The 16,835-nt window shown below is 64.3% G+C and carries 18 protein-coding genes; 4 read left to right on the top strand and 14 right to left on the bottom strand.

The features are described from left to right. Nucleotides 1-429 (top strand): dihydroneopterin aldolase, encoded by a 429-nt coding sequence (locus A1D30_RS10730; RefSeq protein ID WP_060987166.1) that lies wholly within the window; start codon nt 1-3, stop codon nt 427-429. Here the strand turns inward: A1D30_RS10730 and A1D30_RS10725 are convergent. The 8 genes from A1D30_RS10725 to A1D30_RS10690 all read right to left on the bottom strand — a co-directional run bounded on the left by A1D30_RS10725 (nt 423) and on the right by A1D30_RS10690 (nt 8,303). Next, complete coding sequence (locus tag A1D30_RS10725) at nt 423-1,643, bottom strand: MFS transporter (RefSeq protein WP_063460656.1); 1,221 nt, start codon at nt 1,641-1,643, stop codon at nt 423-425. The two genes, A1D30_RS10730 and A1D30_RS10725, sit on opposite strands and share 7 nt — an antisense overlap. Nucleotides 1,644-1,698: 55 nt before the next feature. Continuing rightward, nucleotides 1,699-2,535 (bottom strand): SDR family NAD(P)-dependent oxidoreductase, encoded by an 837-nt coding sequence (locus A1D30_RS10720; RefSeq protein ID WP_063460655.1) that lies wholly within the window; start codon nt 2,533-2,535, stop codon nt 1,699-1,701. Beyond that, the gene (locus A1D30_RS10715) at nt 2,532-2,957 is read right to left on the bottom strand and encodes a hypothetical protein (protein ID WP_063460654.1); all 426 of its coding nucleotides are present in this window, start codon (nt 2,955-2,957) and stop codon (nt 2,532-2,534) included. The genes A1D30_RS10720 and A1D30_RS10715 overlap by 4 nt, the downstream gene beginning before the upstream one ends. A gap of 259 nt (nt 2,958-3,216) precedes the next feature. After that, the gene (locus A1D30_RS26415) at nt 3,217-3,399 is read right to left on the bottom strand and encodes a hypothetical protein (RefSeq protein ID WP_242421849.1); all 183 of its coding nucleotides are present in this window, start codon (nt 3,397-3,399) and stop codon (nt 3,217-3,219) included. A 182-nt stretch (nt 3,400-3,581) separates the two neighbouring features. After that, nucleotides 3,582-4,613, bottom strand: coding sequence for a hypothetical protein (locus A1D30_RS10705; protein ID WP_060987162.1), 1,032 nt, complete (start codon nt 4,611-4,613; stop codon nt 3,582-3,584). Between the two features lie 20 nt (nt 4,614-4,633). Continuing rightward, complete coding sequence (locus A1D30_RS10700) at nt 4,634-5,923, bottom strand: cytochrome P450 (protein ID WP_060987161.1); 1,290 nt, start codon at nt 5,921-5,923, stop codon at nt 4,634-4,636. 47 nt (nt 5,924-5,970) lie between these two features. Then, nucleotides 5,971-7,548 (bottom strand): NAD(P)/FAD-dependent oxidoreductase, encoded by a 1,578-nt coding sequence (locus A1D30_RS10695; RefSeq protein WP_060987160.1) that lies wholly within the window; start codon nt 7,546-7,548, stop codon nt 5,971-5,973. Nucleotides 7,549-7,577: 29 nt separating this feature from the next. Further along, complete coding sequence (locus A1D30_RS10690) at nt 7,578-8,303, bottom strand: TetR family transcriptional regulator (RefSeq protein ID WP_063460653.1); 726 nt, start codon at nt 8,301-8,303, stop codon at nt 7,578-7,580. A gap of 337 nt (nt 8,304-8,640) precedes the next feature. Between A1D30_RS10690 and A1D30_RS10685 the strand changes: the two genes are divergently transcribed. Genes A1D30_RS10685 through A1D30_RS10675 form a run of 3 tightly spaced genes read left to right on the top strand, consistent with a single transcriptional unit; the run spans nt 8,641 to nt 11,699 of the window. After that, nucleotides 8,641-9,912 carry a cytochrome P450 gene (locus tag A1D30_RS10685; RefSeq protein WP_063460652.1) on the top strand — a complete coding sequence of 424 codons (1,272 nt, stop codon included), beginning with the start codon at nt 8,641-8,643 and terminating at the stop codon, nt 9,910-9,912. A gap of 10 nt (nt 9,913-9,922) precedes the next feature. After that, a complete protein-coding gene (locus A1D30_RS10680) occupies nt 9,923-10,909 on the top strand; it encodes a tripartite tricarboxylate transporter substrate binding protein (protein WP_157891323.1) in 987 nt (328 codons plus the stop codon). 10 nt (nt 10,910-10,919) lie between these two features. Beyond that, nucleotides 10,920-11,699 carry an SDR family oxidoreductase gene (locus A1D30_RS10675; RefSeq protein ID WP_063460651.1) on the top strand — a complete coding sequence of 260 codons (780 nt, stop codon included), beginning with the start codon at nt 10,920-10,922 and terminating at the stop codon, nt 11,697-11,699. Here A1D30_RS10675 and A1D30_RS10670 read toward each other — a convergent pair. The 6 genes from A1D30_RS10670 to A1D30_RS10645 all read right to left on the bottom strand — a co-directional run bounded on the left by A1D30_RS10670 (nt 11,696) and on the right by A1D30_RS10645 (nt 16,835). Continuing rightward, nucleotides 11,696-12,109 carry a VOC family protein gene (locus tag A1D30_RS10670; RefSeq protein WP_063460922.1) on the bottom strand — a complete coding sequence of 138 codons (414 nt, stop codon included), beginning with the start codon at nt 12,107-12,109 and terminating at the stop codon, nt 11,696-11,698. The genes A1D30_RS10675 and A1D30_RS10670 overlap by 4 nt on opposite strands. A 119-nt stretch (nt 12,110-12,228) precedes the next feature. Continuing rightward, nucleotides 12,229-12,549, bottom strand: coding sequence for a 2Fe-2S iron-sulfur cluster-binding protein (locus tag A1D30_RS10665; protein WP_060987152.1), 321 nt, complete (start codon nt 12,547-12,549; stop codon nt 12,229-12,231). A gap of 27 nt (nt 12,550-12,576) precedes the next feature. Continuing rightward, entirely contained in the window at nt 12,577-13,701 is a 1,125-nt protein-coding gene (locus tag A1D30_RS10660) for an acyl-CoA dehydrogenase family protein (protein ID WP_063460921.1), read from the bottom strand. A 29-nt stretch (nt 13,702-13,730) separates the two neighbouring features. Further along, entirely contained in the window at nt 13,731-14,546 is an 816-nt protein-coding gene (locus tag A1D30_RS10655) for a crotonase/enoyl-CoA hydratase family protein (RefSeq protein ID WP_060987151.1), read from the bottom strand. A gap of 11 nt (nt 14,547-14,557) precedes the next feature. Next, nucleotides 14,558-15,655, bottom strand: coding sequence for an acyl-CoA dehydrogenase family protein (locus A1D30_RS10650; RefSeq protein WP_063460650.1), 1,098 nt, complete (start codon nt 15,653-15,655; stop codon nt 14,558-14,560). 10 nt (nt 15,656-15,665) lie between these two features. After that, nucleotides 15,666-16,835, bottom strand: coding sequence for an acyl-CoA dehydrogenase family protein (locus A1D30_RS10645; protein ID WP_060986061.1), 1,170 nt, complete (start codon nt 16,833-16,835; stop codon nt 15,666-15,668).

The following is a 16,835-nucleotide window of genomic DNA, read 5'->3' as shown; positions in this document are numbered from 1 at the left end:
ATGTCCAACACCCTTCTGACTCCTGCATTGGCGCGGTGTCGCCGCCTTTTCCTGCGCAACCATGTGGTGGACATCAACATCGGGGCGCATGCCTTCGAGCAGGGTCATCCGCAGCGTGTGCGTATCAATGTGGATCTGTACGTTCCCCTGGCGTGCAGCACACCGGTGGATGACGATCTGGGGGAGGTCGTGGACTACGATTTCGTGCGTGAGGCGGTTCGGGAGCGCGTGGGCCGCGGGCATATACAGCTTCAGGAGACGCTGGCGGATGATCTGCTGCGCGCGCTGCTCGCGCATCCCCAGGTACTGGCAGCACGCGTCTCGACCGAGAAACCCGATGTCTACCCCGACTGCGAAGCGGTCGGCGTCGAGGTGTTTGCATTCAAGGACGGCGTGACTGCTGGCACCCTGGGGCCGCAAGCTCAGTGACGGGCGCGCTCTTCCAGGCTGGCGCCACGGGTCCACAGCAGTAGCAGCAGGCTGGCAATCGCCGATGCCGCCAGGGATGCACCCACCGAGGTGCGTTCCGCGATGGTGCCCCACAGAATGGCCCCCGCCGCGCTGCCGCCCATGATGCTCATCTGGTAGATCGCCATGCCCCTTGCGCGCAAGGTGGCCGGCAATGCCAATTGCGCGCACATGGTGAGCGTGTTGGCCACACACAGCCAGACCGCACCGGACAGGGCGAGCGCTGGCGCGAGCGTCCACGCGCTGGGCGCCCAAACTGCGCCCAGCGTGGCCAGCGCGTGCAGCCACACGCCCCCATCGATGATCCGGTTGCGCGCCGCCAGTGCCGGGAGGCGGGGCAGGGCCATGGCGGCGAGCACGGCCCCCGCGCCCATGGAGGCCAGCAGGGTGGTGTAGGTGGTTTCGTTGGCGCCGATGTCCTTGGCGACCAGGGGCAGCAAGGCCACCAGCGCTACGGCCTGGGTGAAGAAGATGAAAGCGCGGAACAGCACCGCCCGCAGTATGGGAGAGGTCCGGGCATGGCTCACGCCATCGCGCATGGCCTGCAGCAGGCGCGGGCGTTCGGCGGAGGGAACATGGGGGGCAATGGGAGCGCGCCAGATCAGTACGCCGGCCAATATGGACAGCACGGCGTTGAGTGCGAACACCATCGCCGTTCCCTGCCAGGCCAGGACGATGCCCGCGACGATAGGGCCCAGCACCCGCGTCAGGTTGATGGCCAGGGCGTTGAGGGTCAGGGCAGAGGCAAGCAGGCGCCGCTCCACCAGGTCCGGCACTAGGGCCGAGAACACCGGAAACCGCAACGCCAGTCCAACGCCATTGAGCAGGCACAGCAGCAACAGCGTTCCTGGGGTCAGGGCATCGATGCCTGCGAGCACCGCCAGCACGGCCGCCACAACGGCGATCCAGGCTTGCGCCACGGCGAGGAAACGCCTGCGGTTGAGCAGGTCGGCCAGCGCGCCGCTGGCCAGGCCCAGCACGAACAGCGGCAAGGTGCCGGCCGCCTGTACCCAGGCCACCCACGCGGGACTGTCGGTGAGCTGGGCCATGCGCCAGGCGGCGGTTACCTCGTGCATCCACATGGTCATGTTGCCGGACAGCCAGGCCAGCCACAGGTAACGGAAGCCCGACCCTCGGAACGGGGCGAGCAGCGAGTCGGCGGGGGTGTGTGGCATCAGGCCGATTTGTCCAACGCCTTGCGCCAGCCGCTATGGAAGAGGTTCACGTGGTTCAACTGCTCTTCCTGGACTTGGCCATATCGACGAGGTCGGCCATGGTCGGGTTGTGCGCCAGCATGCCGCCGTCGGCGATGTACGTCTGCCCGTTGATGTAGCGCGCCTCGCCTGAGGCCAGGAAACACACCAGCGCTGCGATGTCCTCGGGCTCGCCGAACTCGGGCACCAGCAGGTGGCGCTGCATTACGTCGATCACGCTCGCGGCCGCGCCACGCGTGCCGGGAGTGAGCACCAGGCCGGGCGCGACGGCATTGCAGCGCACGCCCTGGGCGCCATGGTGGGTGGCAATCTGGCGGGTCAGGCCGATGATGGCTGCCTTCGACACGCTGTAGGCCATGCGCGTGATGTCACCCGAGAAGCCGCCGGTCGACGCGGTGTTCACGATCGCGCCACCGCCTTGGGCGATCATGGTCGGCAGCGCGTACTTGCAACCCGCCAGGTAGCCGCGCAGGTTCACGGCCATGACCTGATCCCAGACCTCGAATTCGATGTCGATGGCGTTCTTGTCCTTGGCATGGATGGCCGGAGAACTCAATGCGGCATTGTTATGCAGCACGTCCAGTCGCCCGAAGCGCTCGACCGTGCCCTGAACGAGTCGCTCGATGCTTCGCACGTCTGCGGCGTCGAAGACCTGCGCACTGGCACGTGGGCCCAGCTCCGAAGCCAGCGCTGCGGCCCGTTCGGCGTTGACGTCGGCCACGACCACGGTGGCGCCTTCGGCGACGAGGCGACGGCAGGTGGCCTCGCCGATGCCGGAAGCGCCACCGGTGACGATGGCAACCTGGTCCTTGAAGCGGCCCACGTGGGGGCCGGGAAGCGCGGGCTTGCTCATGGGGTGTCCTGCGACGGGGTGGCGGCGAAGCCGCGGAACTGTTCCAGGTTCACGACGGCATCCTCCGGAGGCTTGAGGAAGTAGCGCACGTGCAGGCTGCCGGGACCGAACCGGTAGGTCTCGATGCTCTCGATCACCTGGTTCGTGCCGAGGATGCAGTTGCGGTGGTGCACAGCGGCCTCGTTGCCGTTGATGATGGTGCTCACGACCTCTAGGCGGAACTGGTGGTTGTGCTTGTCGTACATCTCTTCGATGACGAGCCAACCATCGGCCTGCTGCGTGCGGCCCACGTATTCGATGTCGAGGAGGTCTGGGGCCGCTTCGCGGTACAGGGCCAGCAGGCCGGCCTTGTCGTGGTTGTTCCAGCAGCGGACCTGGCCGCTCATGAAGCGCTTGATCTGTTCTGAAGGGATCTGATGCATGGTGATTTATCTTTGTGAAGGCAGCACTCATGTCGGCAGCCCATGGAAACGGGATGAGATCGCAATGATTTCCGGGATCTGCAGTTTCGGCAGAGCACTTTCGCTATAGGCCCAGCGGGCAACCGTCACGCGCGGCTAACGGTCTGCCTCGCAGGGGCTCAAGCACCGGCTGTGGAGTTGCTCGTTCAGCGATGGTGGCAGAGCTGCGGAGCGCGCTTGCCAAGGCTTTCGGGTCGGGTGCAGGGCATCTTTCACTGCTTCAAGGCTGGTGAATGAAATAGCGCACGGTCAGCCTGCCATTGTCGAAGTGGTATAGCTCGATGGTCTCGATGGTCAGCGAATTGCCCCGCACCTTGTTCCGGTTGTGGCATGCGACCTCGCTCCCATTGATGATCAGGGCCACTTCTTCGATCTCGATCTTGGAATTTTGCTGCGCCCACATGCCTTCCAGGATCGTCCAGCCTTCGGCCGCAGGACCTCGACCGACATACTCGATTTGTAGGCTCTCGGGGCTACGGAGCGGTAGGCAGCGAAGAAGCCTTCCTTGTCGCCGGCGTTCCAGGCCCGCACCTGGGCGTGCAGGAAGTGTTCGATGGTGGTTTTGTCCATGACATGGTCTCCAGTTCAGATTTCGGTGCCACGGACGTTGCGTGCCGTGCCATTGCGCTTGTCGCTTTCGCCCCAGGCCATCCAGCGGTCGGGCTCGCGCGTATCGCCTACCCGGCGCCATCGCCCTTCCTGCTGGGCTGTGATGGGAAAACCGCCCACGAAGTCGAGCATCCGGCCTTTGGGGTCGGGCAGGAACTCCCATTCCTCTTTGCCTTCCAGGATGATGCGCGCGTCCTCGGCGAACCAGCCGTCCTTTTCATGGCGTACCGTGCCTTCGATATCCGTGGTGCAGCGAACTTCGCCCTTTTCGTTCTGGACAATGGCGTAGCCCAGTTTGTCGTGGCCGACCAGGAAGGAGCCGACATCCCAGCTCCCGTCCTTGTAGATCGTGGCAAAGTTCCACCAGATGACATGCATCTTGTTGTTGACGACCAGGTCCTTGTGCATGTGGATGGCGCCGCCTTCCGCCATCCAGGCCTGGTCCAGGGAAATCATGCCCTTGACCTTTCTGCCCTCGCAGGTGCCCTGCACGTCGTAGAGCTGTGCGACGTAGAAGGTGCCCCAGTCCACCCCGGGCAAATACCACTGCATGCCATTGCCGATGAGTTGGCCGGTGAGGTCGAGCAAGCCTTCTTCCCGCCAACTGAACCCGGTGCCAGAGGCGGTCAGCCGCCAGGGCTGACCGGGATCCTCTGGATGGCTGGACCACCAGGCGGTGTCGCCATCGAGCCCGCGTGCGGGAAACAGGGTGAGCGCTCTGGGGGCGATCTTTTCCTTGTCGATGCGGATGTTCTGGCCATCCAGGCGGGTGCTCTGGTAGATGAACTTGGTGGGGTTGGGCGTGCTGTCCGGCGCGTTGAGAGCCCGCACCACCGAGTAGATGTGGCCTTCATCGTCGCGCACGCTGCCAAACGGCATGTGCTTGGTGAGCTTGAGGCCGAAGTGGTCGCGCAGATCAGCCAGCCTGGCGCCGCTGACCTTTTGCGGGCCGACCAGGCATTGGTAGGCGAAGTCGGAGCGCTCGGGGATCGTATCGAAGGTTCGCATGATCGGAGGGGCCTTCCTGATCAATCCCAGATGACGTGCACGCTCTTGGCCCCGCGCAGATGGGCGCCTTCGATTTTGGGCGCGGGTTGCTCGGGGTCGAGCCGCACGTTGGGCATGAGGTCCAGAATCCCGTTGATCGCGCAGTTCAGTTCGAGCTTGGCCACGAACTGGCCAATGCACATGTGCGGGCCAAAGCCGAAGCCGAACGACGGCTTCTGGCGTCGATCGATGTCGAACACGTCGGGATTCTCGAAGGCGCTTTCGTCGCGGTTGGCCGAGGCGACCATGCACTGGACGAAGGAGCCCTTGGGGATCGTCACGTCACCGATCTGTACGTCGGCGGAAGTCTCGCGCACCTTGAACGTGGAGGAGGGCTCGAAACGCACGGCTTCGTCGATCAGCTTGGGCACCAGATTGCGGTCGTTGCGCACGCGGTCGAGCAGGCCGGGGATGGTCAGCAGGAACGTCATCGCCGCACTGAAGGTTCGTGTGGTGGTCTCACCGGCAGCGGGCAGCAGCGAGCGGGCGAAGGTCGCGACCTCGTGGTCGTCGAGCTTGTGGCCCTCGTATTCGGCGTTCATCAGGCGGGTAATGAGGTCATCGCCCGTTGCACCTTCGGCGCGGCGCCGCTGGACCTGCTCCATGAGCGCGTCGTACAGGCTCTTGACCGCAATGGCGGCGACTCGGCGGCCTTCCTCGGCCTTGGCTTTGTCAAGCTGGTTGGCCGCCAGCATCGATAGCGCCCAGACTGCATATTGGTTGTACTGATCGGGGTTGTCTTCCGGGAAGCCTACGAGGGCATACATGGCACGCACCGGAAAGTTCAGGCCCATTTCCATGAGGTCGGCTTTCTTGTCGGGCAGCAGAGGCATGATGAAATCCTCGCGCGCGACGCGGTCGATCTTCGGGCGCCACTTGTTCACGTTCTCCGGCATGAACGCCGGCTGCAGCAGGGCGCGCACCTTGCGGTGGGCCTCGCCGTCCATGCCCAGGATCATCAGGCCATCCCACACCTTGCCCATGCCTTCGAGGATGAATCCGCTGGTGAAGGTGTTGGCGTCTTTGAGCACATTCATCACGTCTTGATACTGGAACACGGCGTAGGTCGGACGGGTCTGCAACCCGGCGTTGGTCGGAACCCCAAGGAACTTGGCAATGAAGTCGCCTTCGTAGACGCGTGTGGTCTTGCGCATCTCGCGGCAGGCGGCATACAGGTCGTCCGTTTTGCCGCGATAGAGGTCGGACACGCTGGCATAGGCCGCTTCGAGCTTCTGGGCGTTCTCGGTGGTGGTTTTGGTCGTGGTATTCATGGAGCGTCTCCTTTAGGGATGGATATGGGAAAGTGGGGATAACGGACTTACTTCAGATAGCGTTTCACGCGGCCAGCGGCTATGCGGCCCGGCAGCCCATTGATGCCACCGCCGGGATGGATGCCGGCGCCGCCGAAGAACAGCCCCTTCACCGGCAACGTGTCGCCGCCGAGCCCGAAGGCCGGCCGCATGAGCCCTGTGCGCGAGGCACCGGTGTCGATGTGCACCACGCAGCCGTTGGGAACATTCAGCCGACTGGCGAAGTCGGGTGCTGCTTCGGCGCGGCGGCCAATCTCCTGTGACTTGAGCCCTGGCAGGTACGCGTCCGTTTGGTCGATGACCATTTGTGTCACCGGGGCACGGATGGCATCCCATCCTTCGCGTGGTTCGAGGGGCATGGCGATCGGATACAGGTAGGCGATGTCCTGGCCTTCGGGGGCCTGCGTGGGGTCCACGGCACTCGGTGCCGTGGCCCACAGATAGGGCAGTCGGGAGACATCGCCACGCGCTGCGCATTTGAAGTTGTCGAGCACCGCTTCCACGGTGCCGATCAGCAGCACGCTCTTGCGAAGACTCAGTCCGTCGGCGCGCAAGGCTTCGTGGCGGCTGGCGCGAACCTGGCCGCGAAGTGCGACGTCGATCTTCATGGGCGAGCCGCCGTGGGCATTGGCTGGCGCCAGATCGACCCGCGTCAGGTAGCGGCGTTCTATGGCGCCAGGTGTCACCATATTCAGGGCAATCTTGGGGTGCACCGCCGCGACAACGCTGCGTGACTCGAGCACTTCGCCGCTGGCAAGCCGGACGCCCTGGGTTTGACCGCCACGGGCCACGATCTCAGCAGCAGGAGCATTGAGCCGAATCTCGCCCCCCAGTTCCGTCAGGCGGGCCGCCAGGGCGTCAGACAGAGTCTGCATGCCTCCCACGGCGCGGCCCAGGCCGAAGCGCTGGATGAAACCCAGCAGCGCGAAATAGACCCCGGTACCCTCGCCTGTGATAGGGCCGGCGGCACCCAGCAGGCAGCACAGGGCGGATTGCGTGACCGGGTGCTCGAACCGTTCCATGATGGAGGTGTAGGCGGGGCTTTTCATCAAGCCCATGAGTTCCGGCCTGAGGTGCCGGTTCTTGATCAGCACCTTGAGCGCCTGCCATTTCGCTCCTAGGTTCATCTGCGCGGGATCGACCCGCATCATGGGGATCGCCAAGTCGATGAAGGTGTTTACCAGTTGCATCAGGGCCAGGAACTCCGTGGCGTCTGCCGTGCTGAAACGGCGGATCTCAGCGGCGGTCTGCTCCGCGCTGCGGCCGAATACGAGTGAGTTGCCATCCGGATGCAGATAGACATAGCCAGGCTCCATTTCGGTCTGACGAAAGCCGTGGCGCTCCAACTGGAGCTCCTGCGGCATCATGGGATGCACGCGCAGAGACATCAGATCGAGGGCGCAGGGGTGCACCAGATGATTTGGGGCTTCGGGTATCAGATAGCCGGAGGAGGCCATGCCACCGACCTTGCCGAGGGATTCGACGACGATGACCTTGCGGCCCTCGGCGGCGAGATAGCAGGCGCTGGCCAGCCCGTTGTGGCCTGCGCCGATGACGATGGCGTCATAGAGAGGTGTAGTGCTCATACAGATTCCTGGAAAAGAAGAGGGCGGGCTTAGGCGGGCGCGACTGGCTTCCACCAATGCAAGTGTTCGGACGCATCCTGGAGCCGCTGCCAGGCGATGGCCACGGCGATCCTGGCCGCCGGGAGCTTCATGCCCAGGCCGAGCAGGATCATGACCACGGTCTCGCGGATGCAGGCCCCATTGAGCTGTCCCGTACGGGAGATGCGCCGAGCCCCTTCGACACTGGTGCCTATCACCAGATCGAAGGCGGCCTCGATCGAGTCGAACTGGAAGACGCCTTGCTCGCGTCCATAGTTCAGGCTGCGGAAAGCCAATTGGCGGCGCGGATCGTCGCCGTTGATGCGATCGACCAAGTCCGCATGCGAAACTATGGCGCCGTGGGCAGGATCCATCGCCGCACGGGCCAGCGCCATCAACGGGCCCGTGGCGAGCATCACTGCGCCGTCATCCAGGGGCTCGAACAGGCGTTCGAAACTCTGCAGCATTTCGCTCGCTGTGGTGCGGCCGATCTCCGCAAGAACTTCGTCCAGCGTGTCGAAGTATTTATAGAAAGTGCCGCGGGAGACATTGGCCGCACGGATCACGTCATCGATCACGGGGCGGCGTTTTCCCGCGTTCTTGCGGTAGGCGTCCATGGTGGCCGCAATCAGGCGTTCGCGCATGCGCTCGCGCCGCTCCCGCGCCACCCGGCGGCGGTGATCACCCAAGGGATGTTGATCCTTTATGGGGTCGATCGGAGGCAGATGCGCGTCCATGATCGGGCGGCCTACAGCGCATTCATCGAGGTATTGGCCATCCGAGAGGGTTCTGTCAACCTGCCTCGCCGCTCCGGCCACACGGCCAGTGCTTTCGCCGACTCCTTGGGCCTTTGGACGGCGAGCCTCAGAGAGAGGCGGGCTTGAGGAATGGTTGCTCATGAAATAATTGAACACTTTTTTTGATTGTGATCATATGTTGATCGAAGTGACATAGGTGTTTACTATGTGCCTTCACGGGTTTACGAGTTATTTGATATGTGTTAAATGATGCACAATTCGAAAAAATGTCTATAAATCACCGAGCGCGATGCAAAGTTTGCGAAGGAAACCTGCGATGACCAGCACCAGAACTTCATCCCTCGAACGGGCATTTGCGGGGGTCGCGGACAACTACCGCGGATCCGACGTCGATCTCCATGCGGTCTACGCCGCCATGCGCCGAAATTCCCCCGTGGTGGCGGAAAACTTCATGGCCGGGCTCGGTGTGCCCAATATCGCGGGCCAAGATGCGAACCGTCCGACGTTCACGGTCTTCAAGTACCGTGACGTGATGGCGGTGCTTCGGGATCCGACCCGCTTTACCAGTGGCTTCATCGCGGAAGGCCTGGGCGCTTTTTTTGACGGCTTGATCCTGACAGGGATGGACGGAGAGGAGCACCGCCGGGCACGGGCACTGCTGCAACCGGTCTTCATGCCCGACGTGGTCACCCGGTGGAAGCCTAAGATGGACGCCATCATTCGCGATGAATACCTGCTGCCGCTGGTAGCCTGCAAGCGCGCTGACCTGATGGACTTCGCGCTGCACTTTCCCATCCGACTGATCTATTCGCTGATCGGTTTTCCGGAAAATGATCCAGAGCGCATCCACCAGGTCGCCGCCTGGGCCCTGGCCATCCTCGCGGGACCCCAGGTCGACCCGGAAAAGGCAGCCCGGGCGCGCGGAGCGGCCATGGAGGCCGCCAAGATGCTCTATGACGCAGTCAAGGAAGCGGTGGTTCAGGTGCGGGCCGAAGGCGCGACGGGGGAGGATTTGATCAGCAGGCTGATTCGCGCTGAGTACGAGGGCCGCCAGTTGGACGACCATGAGATCTCGACCTTCGTGCGCTCGCTGCTGCCGGCCGCCGGTGAGACCACCACGCGCACCTTCGGGTCGCTGCTGGTATTGCTGCTGGAGCGGCCGGAACTGCTCGAGCGTGTGCGGAATGATCGCGCGCTGGTCGGCAAGGCGATCGACGAAGCGGTTCGGTTCGAGCCCGTCGCGACATTCAAGGTGCGCCAGGCGGCTGAGGATCTGGAGATCGGTGGCGCGCAGATCCCGAAGGGCGCGATGGTGCAGGCGATCGTGATGTCGGCCAATCGTGATGAGGAGGCCTTCGAGCAGGCCGATCGGTTCGACATCGACCGCAAGCCCAAGCCCTCGTTCGGCTTTGGCTTCGGTCCGCACATGTGCATCGGCCAGTTCATCGCCAAGACCGAGATGCAGGTGGCGCTCAATGCCGTGCTGGATCTATTGCCCAACCTGCGGCTGGACCCTGCGAGGCCCGCTCCCCGGATCTCCGGGGCCCAGTTGCGTGGCCCCCATGAAGTGCACGTGGTGTGGGACTGAAGGAGTTCCCATGAAGAACCCGTTCCAGATGTCTCGTCGCCGTTGGCTGCTCGTGAGTGCGGCCGGCATTGCTTCCAATCCGCTTGCTGCCCAGGATGCCTTTCCTCGCCGGCCCGTGAACCTGGTGGTACCTTTTCCGCCTGGAGGCCTTGCCGACAGCGTGGCGCGGCAGTTCGCGCCGTCGCTGGAGCGGGTGCTTGGCCAGCCCGTGGTGGTTCAGAACCGCGCGGGCGCGGCCGGTGCGATCGGCGCGGCCGCCGTCGCCAGCGCCAAGCCTGACGGCTATTCGATCCTCTTCACGCTGTCGAGCTTGTCAACCTTGCCTGAGCAAGCCCAAGTCAACCAGCAAAAGCCGGCATTCCTGCTGAGCCAGCTCAAGCCGGTGGCGCGCATCAGCACCGATCCGCTCGCTATCGTGGTGAGGGCCGATAGCCCTCTGCAAACCTTGAGCGACCTGATGGTCCGTGCGCGTTCGCGGCCCGGCGAGATGAGCTATGGCTCGTCAGGGAACTATGGCACCGTGCACATTCCGGTGGAGATCTTTGCCCATGAGGCCGGGCTCAAGCTCAACCACATCCCCTATGCGGGAGGCGCGCCCCTGATGGTGGGGCTGCTTGGCGGCCAGGTCGATTTCACGATGTTGCCGCGTTCCTTGATCGCTTCCCATGTCCGGGCGGGTAAGCTGCGCGTCCTGGCCACCGTGGGGGCGGAGGCGTGGCCACAGTTCCCGTCCGCTCCAAGCACCGAGGCCTCGGGACTGAACGTGGGCGTGCTGCCGTGGACGGGGGCTTTCGTACCGTTTGACGTGTCACCGACCGTGATGGAGCGGTTGCAGTCGGCGTTTCGCATCGCCGCCGAGAATCCCGAATTCAAGCAAGCGTTGCTCAAGGCAGAGGGAACTCCCGCTTACCTCGACGCGGACGAGTTCCGGGCATTCTGGAGTCAGGACGCTGCACGCATGAACCAGGCGGTTCGGCGCATGGGCAAGCTCGAATAGGAAGTGACCGATGGATCTGGGCATCGCTGGCCGCAAGGCCATCATTTGCGCTTCTTCGAGAGGACTCGGGAAGGCATGCGCCTTGGCGCTCGCGCGGGAAGGCTGCATGGTGGTCATCAATGGCCGCAATGCGCAGGCGCTGCATGCAGCCGCTGCGGAGATCGCGGCGGTGTCGGGCCAGCCTCCGGTCGCCGTCATGGGGGATGTCGGCACCGATGCGGGGCGCGCCGCGCTGCTGGCCGCCTGTCCGTCCCCTGACATCTTGGTGACCAACAACGGCGGGCCAGCGCCAGGCGAAGCCGGGCAATGGGACCACGCAACGTGGATCGCGGCCGTCGAGAGCAACATGCTCAGCGGCATTTTGCTGATCCAGGCGGTGGTGCCCGGGATGCGGGAGCGCCGCTTCGGGCGCATCGTCAACATCACGTCGGCCATGGTGAAATCGCCGAAGCTGATGCTCGGACTCTCGACGGCCTCGCGAGCGGGCCTGACCGCCTTCTCGAAGGCCATGTCCATCGAGGTGGTGCGGGACAACGTCACCATCAACAACCTGCTGCCCGAACGCATCGAGACCGACCGCATCGCATACATGACTGGGCAACTGGCCCAGCGCAGGCAGATTTCCCAAGAGCAAGCCCGCGCGGAGTTGCTCAAACCGGTCGCTGCCAGGCGGTTTGGGCGACCTGAGGAGTTCGCGGATGCTTGCGCTTTCCTGTGCTCGGCCCAGGCGGGCTACATCAGTGGCCAGAATCTGCAGGTCGACGGCGGCAGCTATGAAGGCCTGATCTAGCGGCGGCTGCTGGAAAGTGTTTTCCAGTCTTTGGGCGGGGCTTCGGTTTCGGCGAAGTCCAGTTCGACTTCAACGCCATTGGGATCGGAGAAAAACAGTTGCCATGTCCTGACCGATCCTGGCGCACGGATGAGTCGCAGCCCCACATTGTGCGAACGCAAGGTGGCGGCGGTCTCCTGCAATCCCTCGGCCCAATAGGCCATGTGATCGAGCGCGCCACGACGGGGCATAGGCATTCGATCCACAGCGACCACATGCAGGATGGGCTGATTCCCCGCATAGAGCCATAACCCCGGAATCGGAAATGGAGGGCGCGGGCCCTCGCGCATGCCGAGCAGATCCACGTAGAAAGCCCGCGTCGCCTCCAACTGATCCGTCACGATGGTGAAGTGGTCTGGGCGCTTGATCATGATGCTTCCCTTTCGCATGCGGGCCGTCTGGCGGGACGCGGGGAGATGGGCGTGCAGTGCACGAAGCGGTGGCGAGTTGGTGGGGGGCGCTCCGCACCGGGCTCCCCCGTGCCCGCCCGCTACTGCGCCGCGGGCAAGCGCACCACCATACCATCCAGGGCCGCCGTGACCATGATCTGGCACGACAGCCGACTGTGGGGTTGACGGGGCTCGCCTGTGCAGTCCAGCATGGCATCTTCGGTGTCGTCGATAGAGCTGAGCTGCTCGGCCCAGGGTTGCTCGACGTATACGTGGCAGGTCGCGCATTGGCAGGCGCCGCCGCAGTCGGCGTTCATGCCTGGAAGCCCATTGGCGAGCGCGGCTTGCATGACGCTGGTGCCTTCGGCCACGTCCAGCTCGGTACGTTTGCCATCGGGTGTGACATAGATGATTTGCGGCATGGGGTCTCCTTAAAATTGAATCGGTAATCAGAGCGATCGGCTGATGATTTCTTTCATGATTTCACTGGTTCCGCCGTAAATGCGCGCCACTCGGGCATCGACCCAGGCGCGGCTGATCATGTACTCGCTCATGAAGCCGTAGCCCCCGTGCAGTTGCAGCAGTTCGTCCAGGATCTTGCCCTGCATTTCGGAGCCCATGAGCTTGCACATGGCACCGACTTCCGCGCTGAGTTCTCCACGCATCGCCTTGGCCAGGCAGTCGTCGACGAACACGCGCAGCATGGTGGCCTGGGCCTTGCATTCGGCGAGCTTGAATTTGGTGTTCTGGAAGTCGAACACTGTCTTGCCGAACACCTTGCGGTCGCGGGTGTACTGGATCGTCTGTTCGATGAGCGAGTCGATCGATGCGGCCGCGCGGATGCCGATGATGGTGCGTTCCCAGGCCAGTTGGTGGGTCAGGTACTTGAAGCCCTGGCCTTCTTCGCCGAGCCGGTTTGCCATCGGAACCGAGACGTTGTCGAAGAAGAGCTCCGACGTGTCCTGGCCCTTGAGTCCGATTTTTTCGAGCCTGCGGCCCTTGGAAAAACCAGGTTGGTCGGTTTCGACGCAGATTAGCGTCAGCTCCTTGGCTGCCGGATCCAGCTTGGTGGCCGTCACGGCCAGATCCGCGTTGCCCCCGTTGGTGATGAAGGTCTTCTGGCCGTTGATGGTATAGATGTCTTCGCCGCGCACGGCGGTGGTGCGCATGCTGCGCAGGTCGCTGCCTATACCGGGCTCGCTCATTGCGATCACGCCAATCGTCTCGCCGCTCACCATCTTGGGCAGCCACCGCTGTTTCTGCTCTTCCGTGCCGTAGGCCACGATATAGGGCGCGACGATTTCCGAGTGTGTGGTGAATCCGACCGCGGTGGCGTTGACCCGCGCAAGTTCTTCGATCATCACGGCCGAATGGCCGAAATCGCCGCCCGCGCCGCCGTACGCTTCAGGGACGGTGGAGCACAGCAGGCCGGCTTCGCCAGCCTTGAGCCAGACGCTCTTGGGCACGATACCCTCGGCCTCCCAGGCGTGCAGGTGGGGCACGATCTCACGTTCAATGAAGCGGCGGGCCTGTTCGCGGAACTGCTCGTGGTCTTCTCGGAATACGGGGCGCATGGAAATGTCCTGGTTCTGGGGGCTCGCCATCAGCGTCCGGTGAACTGCGCGGGGCGCTTGTCCAGAAAGGCGTTGACGGCTTCGAGGTGGTCTTCGGTGTGGTGGGACAACGCTTGGTAAGCCGATGAGAGCTCCAGCAGCGTGTCAAGGCGCACATGCTGGCCTTCGCGCAGCAGGCGCTTGGTTAACCGAAGCGCATGCGACGGGTTGAGGGCGATGCGCTGGGCGAGCGCCTGTGCCTGGCCCAGCAACTGGTCGGCGGGAAAAACGTCGGCAACCAGGCCCCAGGACAGCGCCTTGGCGGCATCGATGGTGTCGCCGGTGAAGGCCAGGAGGCTGGCCTTGGGCATGCCGATCACGCGCGGCAGCAGCCAGGCGCCACCGTCCCCGGGCACGATGCCGACCTTGACGAAGCTCTCCGCGAACAGGGCCTTGTCACTCGCAATCCGGATGTCGCACATGCAGGCCAGATCCAGGCCCGCGCCAATCGCAGGACCATTCACCGCTGCGATCACCGGCACGTCGAGCTCGTAGAGCGCGAGGGGAATGCGCTGGATGGTGTCGCGGTAACTGTCGCGCACCTCGTAGGGGCTGCCCGCGAAAATGCCGCCGCGCTGCTGCATGTCCTTCACATTGCCGCCAGCGCAGAAAGCACTGCCTTCGCCGGTCAGCACCAGGGCCTTGATGCTGTGGTCTGCACGAATCTGGCGGCACAGGGCCACCAGTTCATCCATGTGCGCGGGATCGGTCAGGGCGTTGCGCGTCTCGGGACGGTTCAACCGGGCGGTCAGCACGGGGCCGTCGCGTTCGATCAGCAAGAAGGGGGTAGGGCTTTGTTCGCTCATGGGGTGGGAATTCATGTGGAGGACAGGGCTGCCAGGCGGCCACTGGTTACGGCAGGCCACAGCGAGGCAGAGCCGCCTTGGGCGACGGCCCTTCCCAGCCGCTGTGTCCAGTGCCCCTGGTTGCCGAACTCGCTGCGCCAGGCCCAGAGCCGGCGGGTGCCCAACTGCAGCGCATGCTCGTGCGTAAAGCCGATGGCGCCGTGCACTGCATGGGCCATGGCGGCCACCGCACCGGCGGCTTCTGCGCCGCAGACCTTGGCCGCGGCAATCTGCCAGGCCGCCAGTTGGCTGCCCGATTCCGCGAAGGCGGCCTCGGCGCTGACGAGCGCGCTGCCCGTGTGCTGAGCCATCTGCGCCAACTGGTGCTGAATGGCCTGAAATGCGCTGATGGGCTTGCCGAATTGAACCCGCTCGGTGGCGTAGCGGGTGCTCAGATCCAGCGTGGTTTCGAGGGCTCCGGCCATCTGGGCCGTGCGCAGCATGGCCCCTCCCCACCAGATCACATCGTCGGGCCAATCGGCGGGGACATCCGCGATCGCGATGGGCGTGGTGTTCTTGAAGCTGAGGTCGTCCCGCGGCTCGCCGGCGGTGTTCTGCTTGGTGCTCACTTCCGCGTCGCGGCGCGACAGCAGGATCAACGTCGTTCGTTCGCCGGGGACGAGAGCGACGACGTGCTCCACATCGCGCCCCCAGGGTACGTCGCACAGCGTGCCTGTGACGAGGGTTTCCGCAGGCGCAACCCAGGGTGCGTCGAAGAAAGCTCCTTTTGCGGCATGGTTGAGCGACAGCGTGCTGCGCATGGAGATGCCCAGCGGTTCATTGCGGGCCTCGATCCCGCACTGGCCCAGCAACCAGTTCGCGAACATGGTCTCGGGCAGGGGCAGGGGCAGATTGTGGCGTCCTGCAGCCTTCACGACCCCGTACAGGTCTTCCCAGGAGGCGCCAGCGCCGCCCAGGTGTTCCGGCGCGGCGGCCACAGCGAACCCGGATGATTCGAGGGCTGCCCACAGGTCGGCCGGCCAGTGGCCCGCCTCGCAGTGGCGGATCAGTTCCGGGGTGACGAGATCGGCCAGCAGCCGCTCGATGGTGGATTCAAACAATTCACGCATGCTTGTGTTCTCAACGCAGCCCGAGACCGCGGGCGATGATGCCGCGCAGGATTTCGCGTGTGCCACCACGCAGCGAGAAAGAAGGTGCCATCTGCATCAAGGCCGCCAGCACTTGCGCATGGTCACTGCCCCCGCCGACGGCGGGCGCCACATCGAGCACCTGTTGGGCGAGTTCAGGGATCTCCTGCTCAAACGCAGCACCCAGATCCTTCAGGCAGGAGGCCGCCCAGGCGGGGTTGCCTCCTGCGGCCAACTCGGCCGTGACCGCCAGCGACATCTGGCGCAGCACGACAAGGCGCGCGCTCAGGCGACCCACGGCATGGGCCTGCAGGGCATCCGGTTGTGCTCCGACGGCGTCGATCAGCGTGTGCAGCAGCGCCATGCTGCTCAGGAAACGCTCTGGCCCGCTGCGCTCGAAGGCGAGTTCCGCGGTGACTTGTTCCCAGCCCTGGCCTTCGGTGCCGATCAAGGCATCGGCATCCAGGCGGACGTCGTCGAGGTAGACCTCGTTGAAGTGTTCACCGCCCGCCAGGTCACGGATCGGGCGCACCGTGACGCCGGCGGCCTTCAGGTCAATGATGAACTGCGACATGCCTTCATGGCGCGCAGCCTTCTCGCCCGTAGCAGCACCCGTGCGCACCAGGGCGATCATGTATTGCGCGTGGTGGGCATTGGTGGTCCAGACCTTCTGGCCGCTCAGCCGCCAGCTGCCATCGCCCGCCGCTTCATCACGCACCGCGCGGCTGCGGATCGAAGCGAGGTCCGAGCCCGAGTTGGGCTCGCTCATGCCGATGCAGAAATAGACCTCGCCCTTGCAGATCCCAGGCAAGTACTTCTGGCGCTGGGCTTCCGTGCCATAGCGCAGGATCAGGGGGCCGCTCTGGCGGTCGGCGATCCAGTGGGCGGAGACGGGGGCCCCGGCCGCCAGCAGCTCTTCGATCACGACATAGCGCGCCCAAGGGCTGGCGTCGTGGCCGCCATACTGGTGTGGCAAGGTCATGCCAAGCCAGCCGCGGCACCCCAATTCCCGGCTGAAGGCCGGGTCGGCGCCCATCCACGAGTCCGCGCGGCGCAGGGCGCTCCGATCCTTGAGTGCGGTGGCGAGAAAGCGCCTCACCTCGGCCCGGAGCGGCTCGACGTCTGCGGGGATGCGGTGGTATTGGAAAGATGCAAGCGCCAT

Source organism: Acidovorax sp. GW101-3H11 (assembly GCF_001633105.1).
GTDB lineage: Bacteria > Pseudomonadota > Gammaproteobacteria > Burkholderiales > Burkholderiaceae_C > Acidovorax.
This window is presented reverse-complemented; position numbering and strand designations above follow the sequence as displayed.

Excerpts from the sequence above, each read along its gene's own strand:
- A1D30_RS10730 (WP_060987166.1), top strand. The coding sequence starts at position 1 with ATGTCCAACACCCTTCTGACTCCTGCATTGGCGCGGTGTCGCCGCCTT.
- A1D30_RS10725 (WP_063460656.1), bottom strand. The coding sequence starts at position 1,643 with ATGCCACACACCCCCGCCGACTCGCTGCTCGCCCCGTTCCGAGGGTCG.
- A1D30_RS10720 (WP_063460655.1), bottom strand. The coding sequence starts at position 2,535 with ATGAGCAAGCCCGCGCTTCCCGGCCCCCACGTGGGCCGCTTCAAGGAC.
- A1D30_RS10715 (WP_063460654.1), bottom strand. The coding sequence starts at position 2,957 with ATGCATCAGATCCCTTCAGAACAGATCAAGCGCTTCATGAGCGGCCAG.
- A1D30_RS26415 (WP_242421849.1), bottom strand. The coding sequence starts at position 3,399 with ATGTGGGCGCAGCAAAATTCCAAGATCGAGATCGAAGAAGTGGCCCTG.
- A1D30_RS10705 (WP_060987162.1), bottom strand. The coding sequence starts at position 4,613 with ATGCGAACCTTCGATACGATCCCCGAGCGCTCCGACTTCGCCTACCAA.
- A1D30_RS10700 (WP_060987161.1), bottom strand. The coding sequence starts at position 5,923 with ATGAATACCACGACCAAAACCACCACCGAGAACGCCCAGAAGCTCGAA.
- A1D30_RS10695 (WP_060987160.1), bottom strand. The coding sequence starts at position 7,548 with ATGAGCACTACACCTCTCTATGACGCCATCGTCATCGGCGCAGGCCAC.
- A1D30_RS10690 (WP_063460653.1), bottom strand. The coding sequence starts at position 8,303 with ATGGACGCGCATCTGCCTCCGATCGACCCCATAAAGGATCAACATCCC.
- A1D30_RS10685 (WP_063460652.1), top strand. The coding sequence starts at position 8,641 with ATGACCAGCACCAGAACTTCATCCCTCGAACGGGCATTTGCGGGGGTC.
- A1D30_RS10680 (WP_157891323.1), top strand. The coding sequence starts at position 9,923 with ATGAAGAACCCGTTCCAGATGTCTCGTCGCCGTTGGCTGCTCGTGAGT.
- A1D30_RS10675 (WP_063460651.1), top strand. The coding sequence starts at position 10,920 with ATGGATCTGGGCATCGCTGGCCGCAAGGCCATCATTTGCGCTTCTTCG.
- A1D30_RS10670 (WP_063460922.1), bottom strand. The coding sequence starts at position 12,109 with ATGATCAAGCGCCCAGACCACTTCACCATCGTGACGGATCAGTTGGAG.
- A1D30_RS10665 (WP_060987152.1), bottom strand. The coding sequence starts at position 12,549 with ATGCCGCAAATCATCTATGTCACACCCGATGGCAAACGTACCGAGCTG.
- A1D30_RS10660 (WP_063460921.1), bottom strand. The coding sequence starts at position 13,701 with ATGCGCCCCGTATTCCGAGAAGACCACGAGCAGTTCCGCGAACAGGCC.
- A1D30_RS10655 (WP_060987151.1), bottom strand. The coding sequence starts at position 14,546 with ATGAGCGAACAAAGCCCTACCCCCTTCTTGCTGATCGAACGCGACGGC.
- A1D30_RS10650 (WP_063460650.1), bottom strand. The coding sequence starts at position 15,655 with ATGCGTGAATTGTTTGAATCCACCATCGAGCGGCTGCTGGCCGATCTC.
- A1D30_RS10645 (WP_060986061.1), bottom strand. The coding sequence starts at position 16,835 with ATGGCGCTTGCATCTTTCCAATACCACCGCATCCCCGCAGACGTCGAG.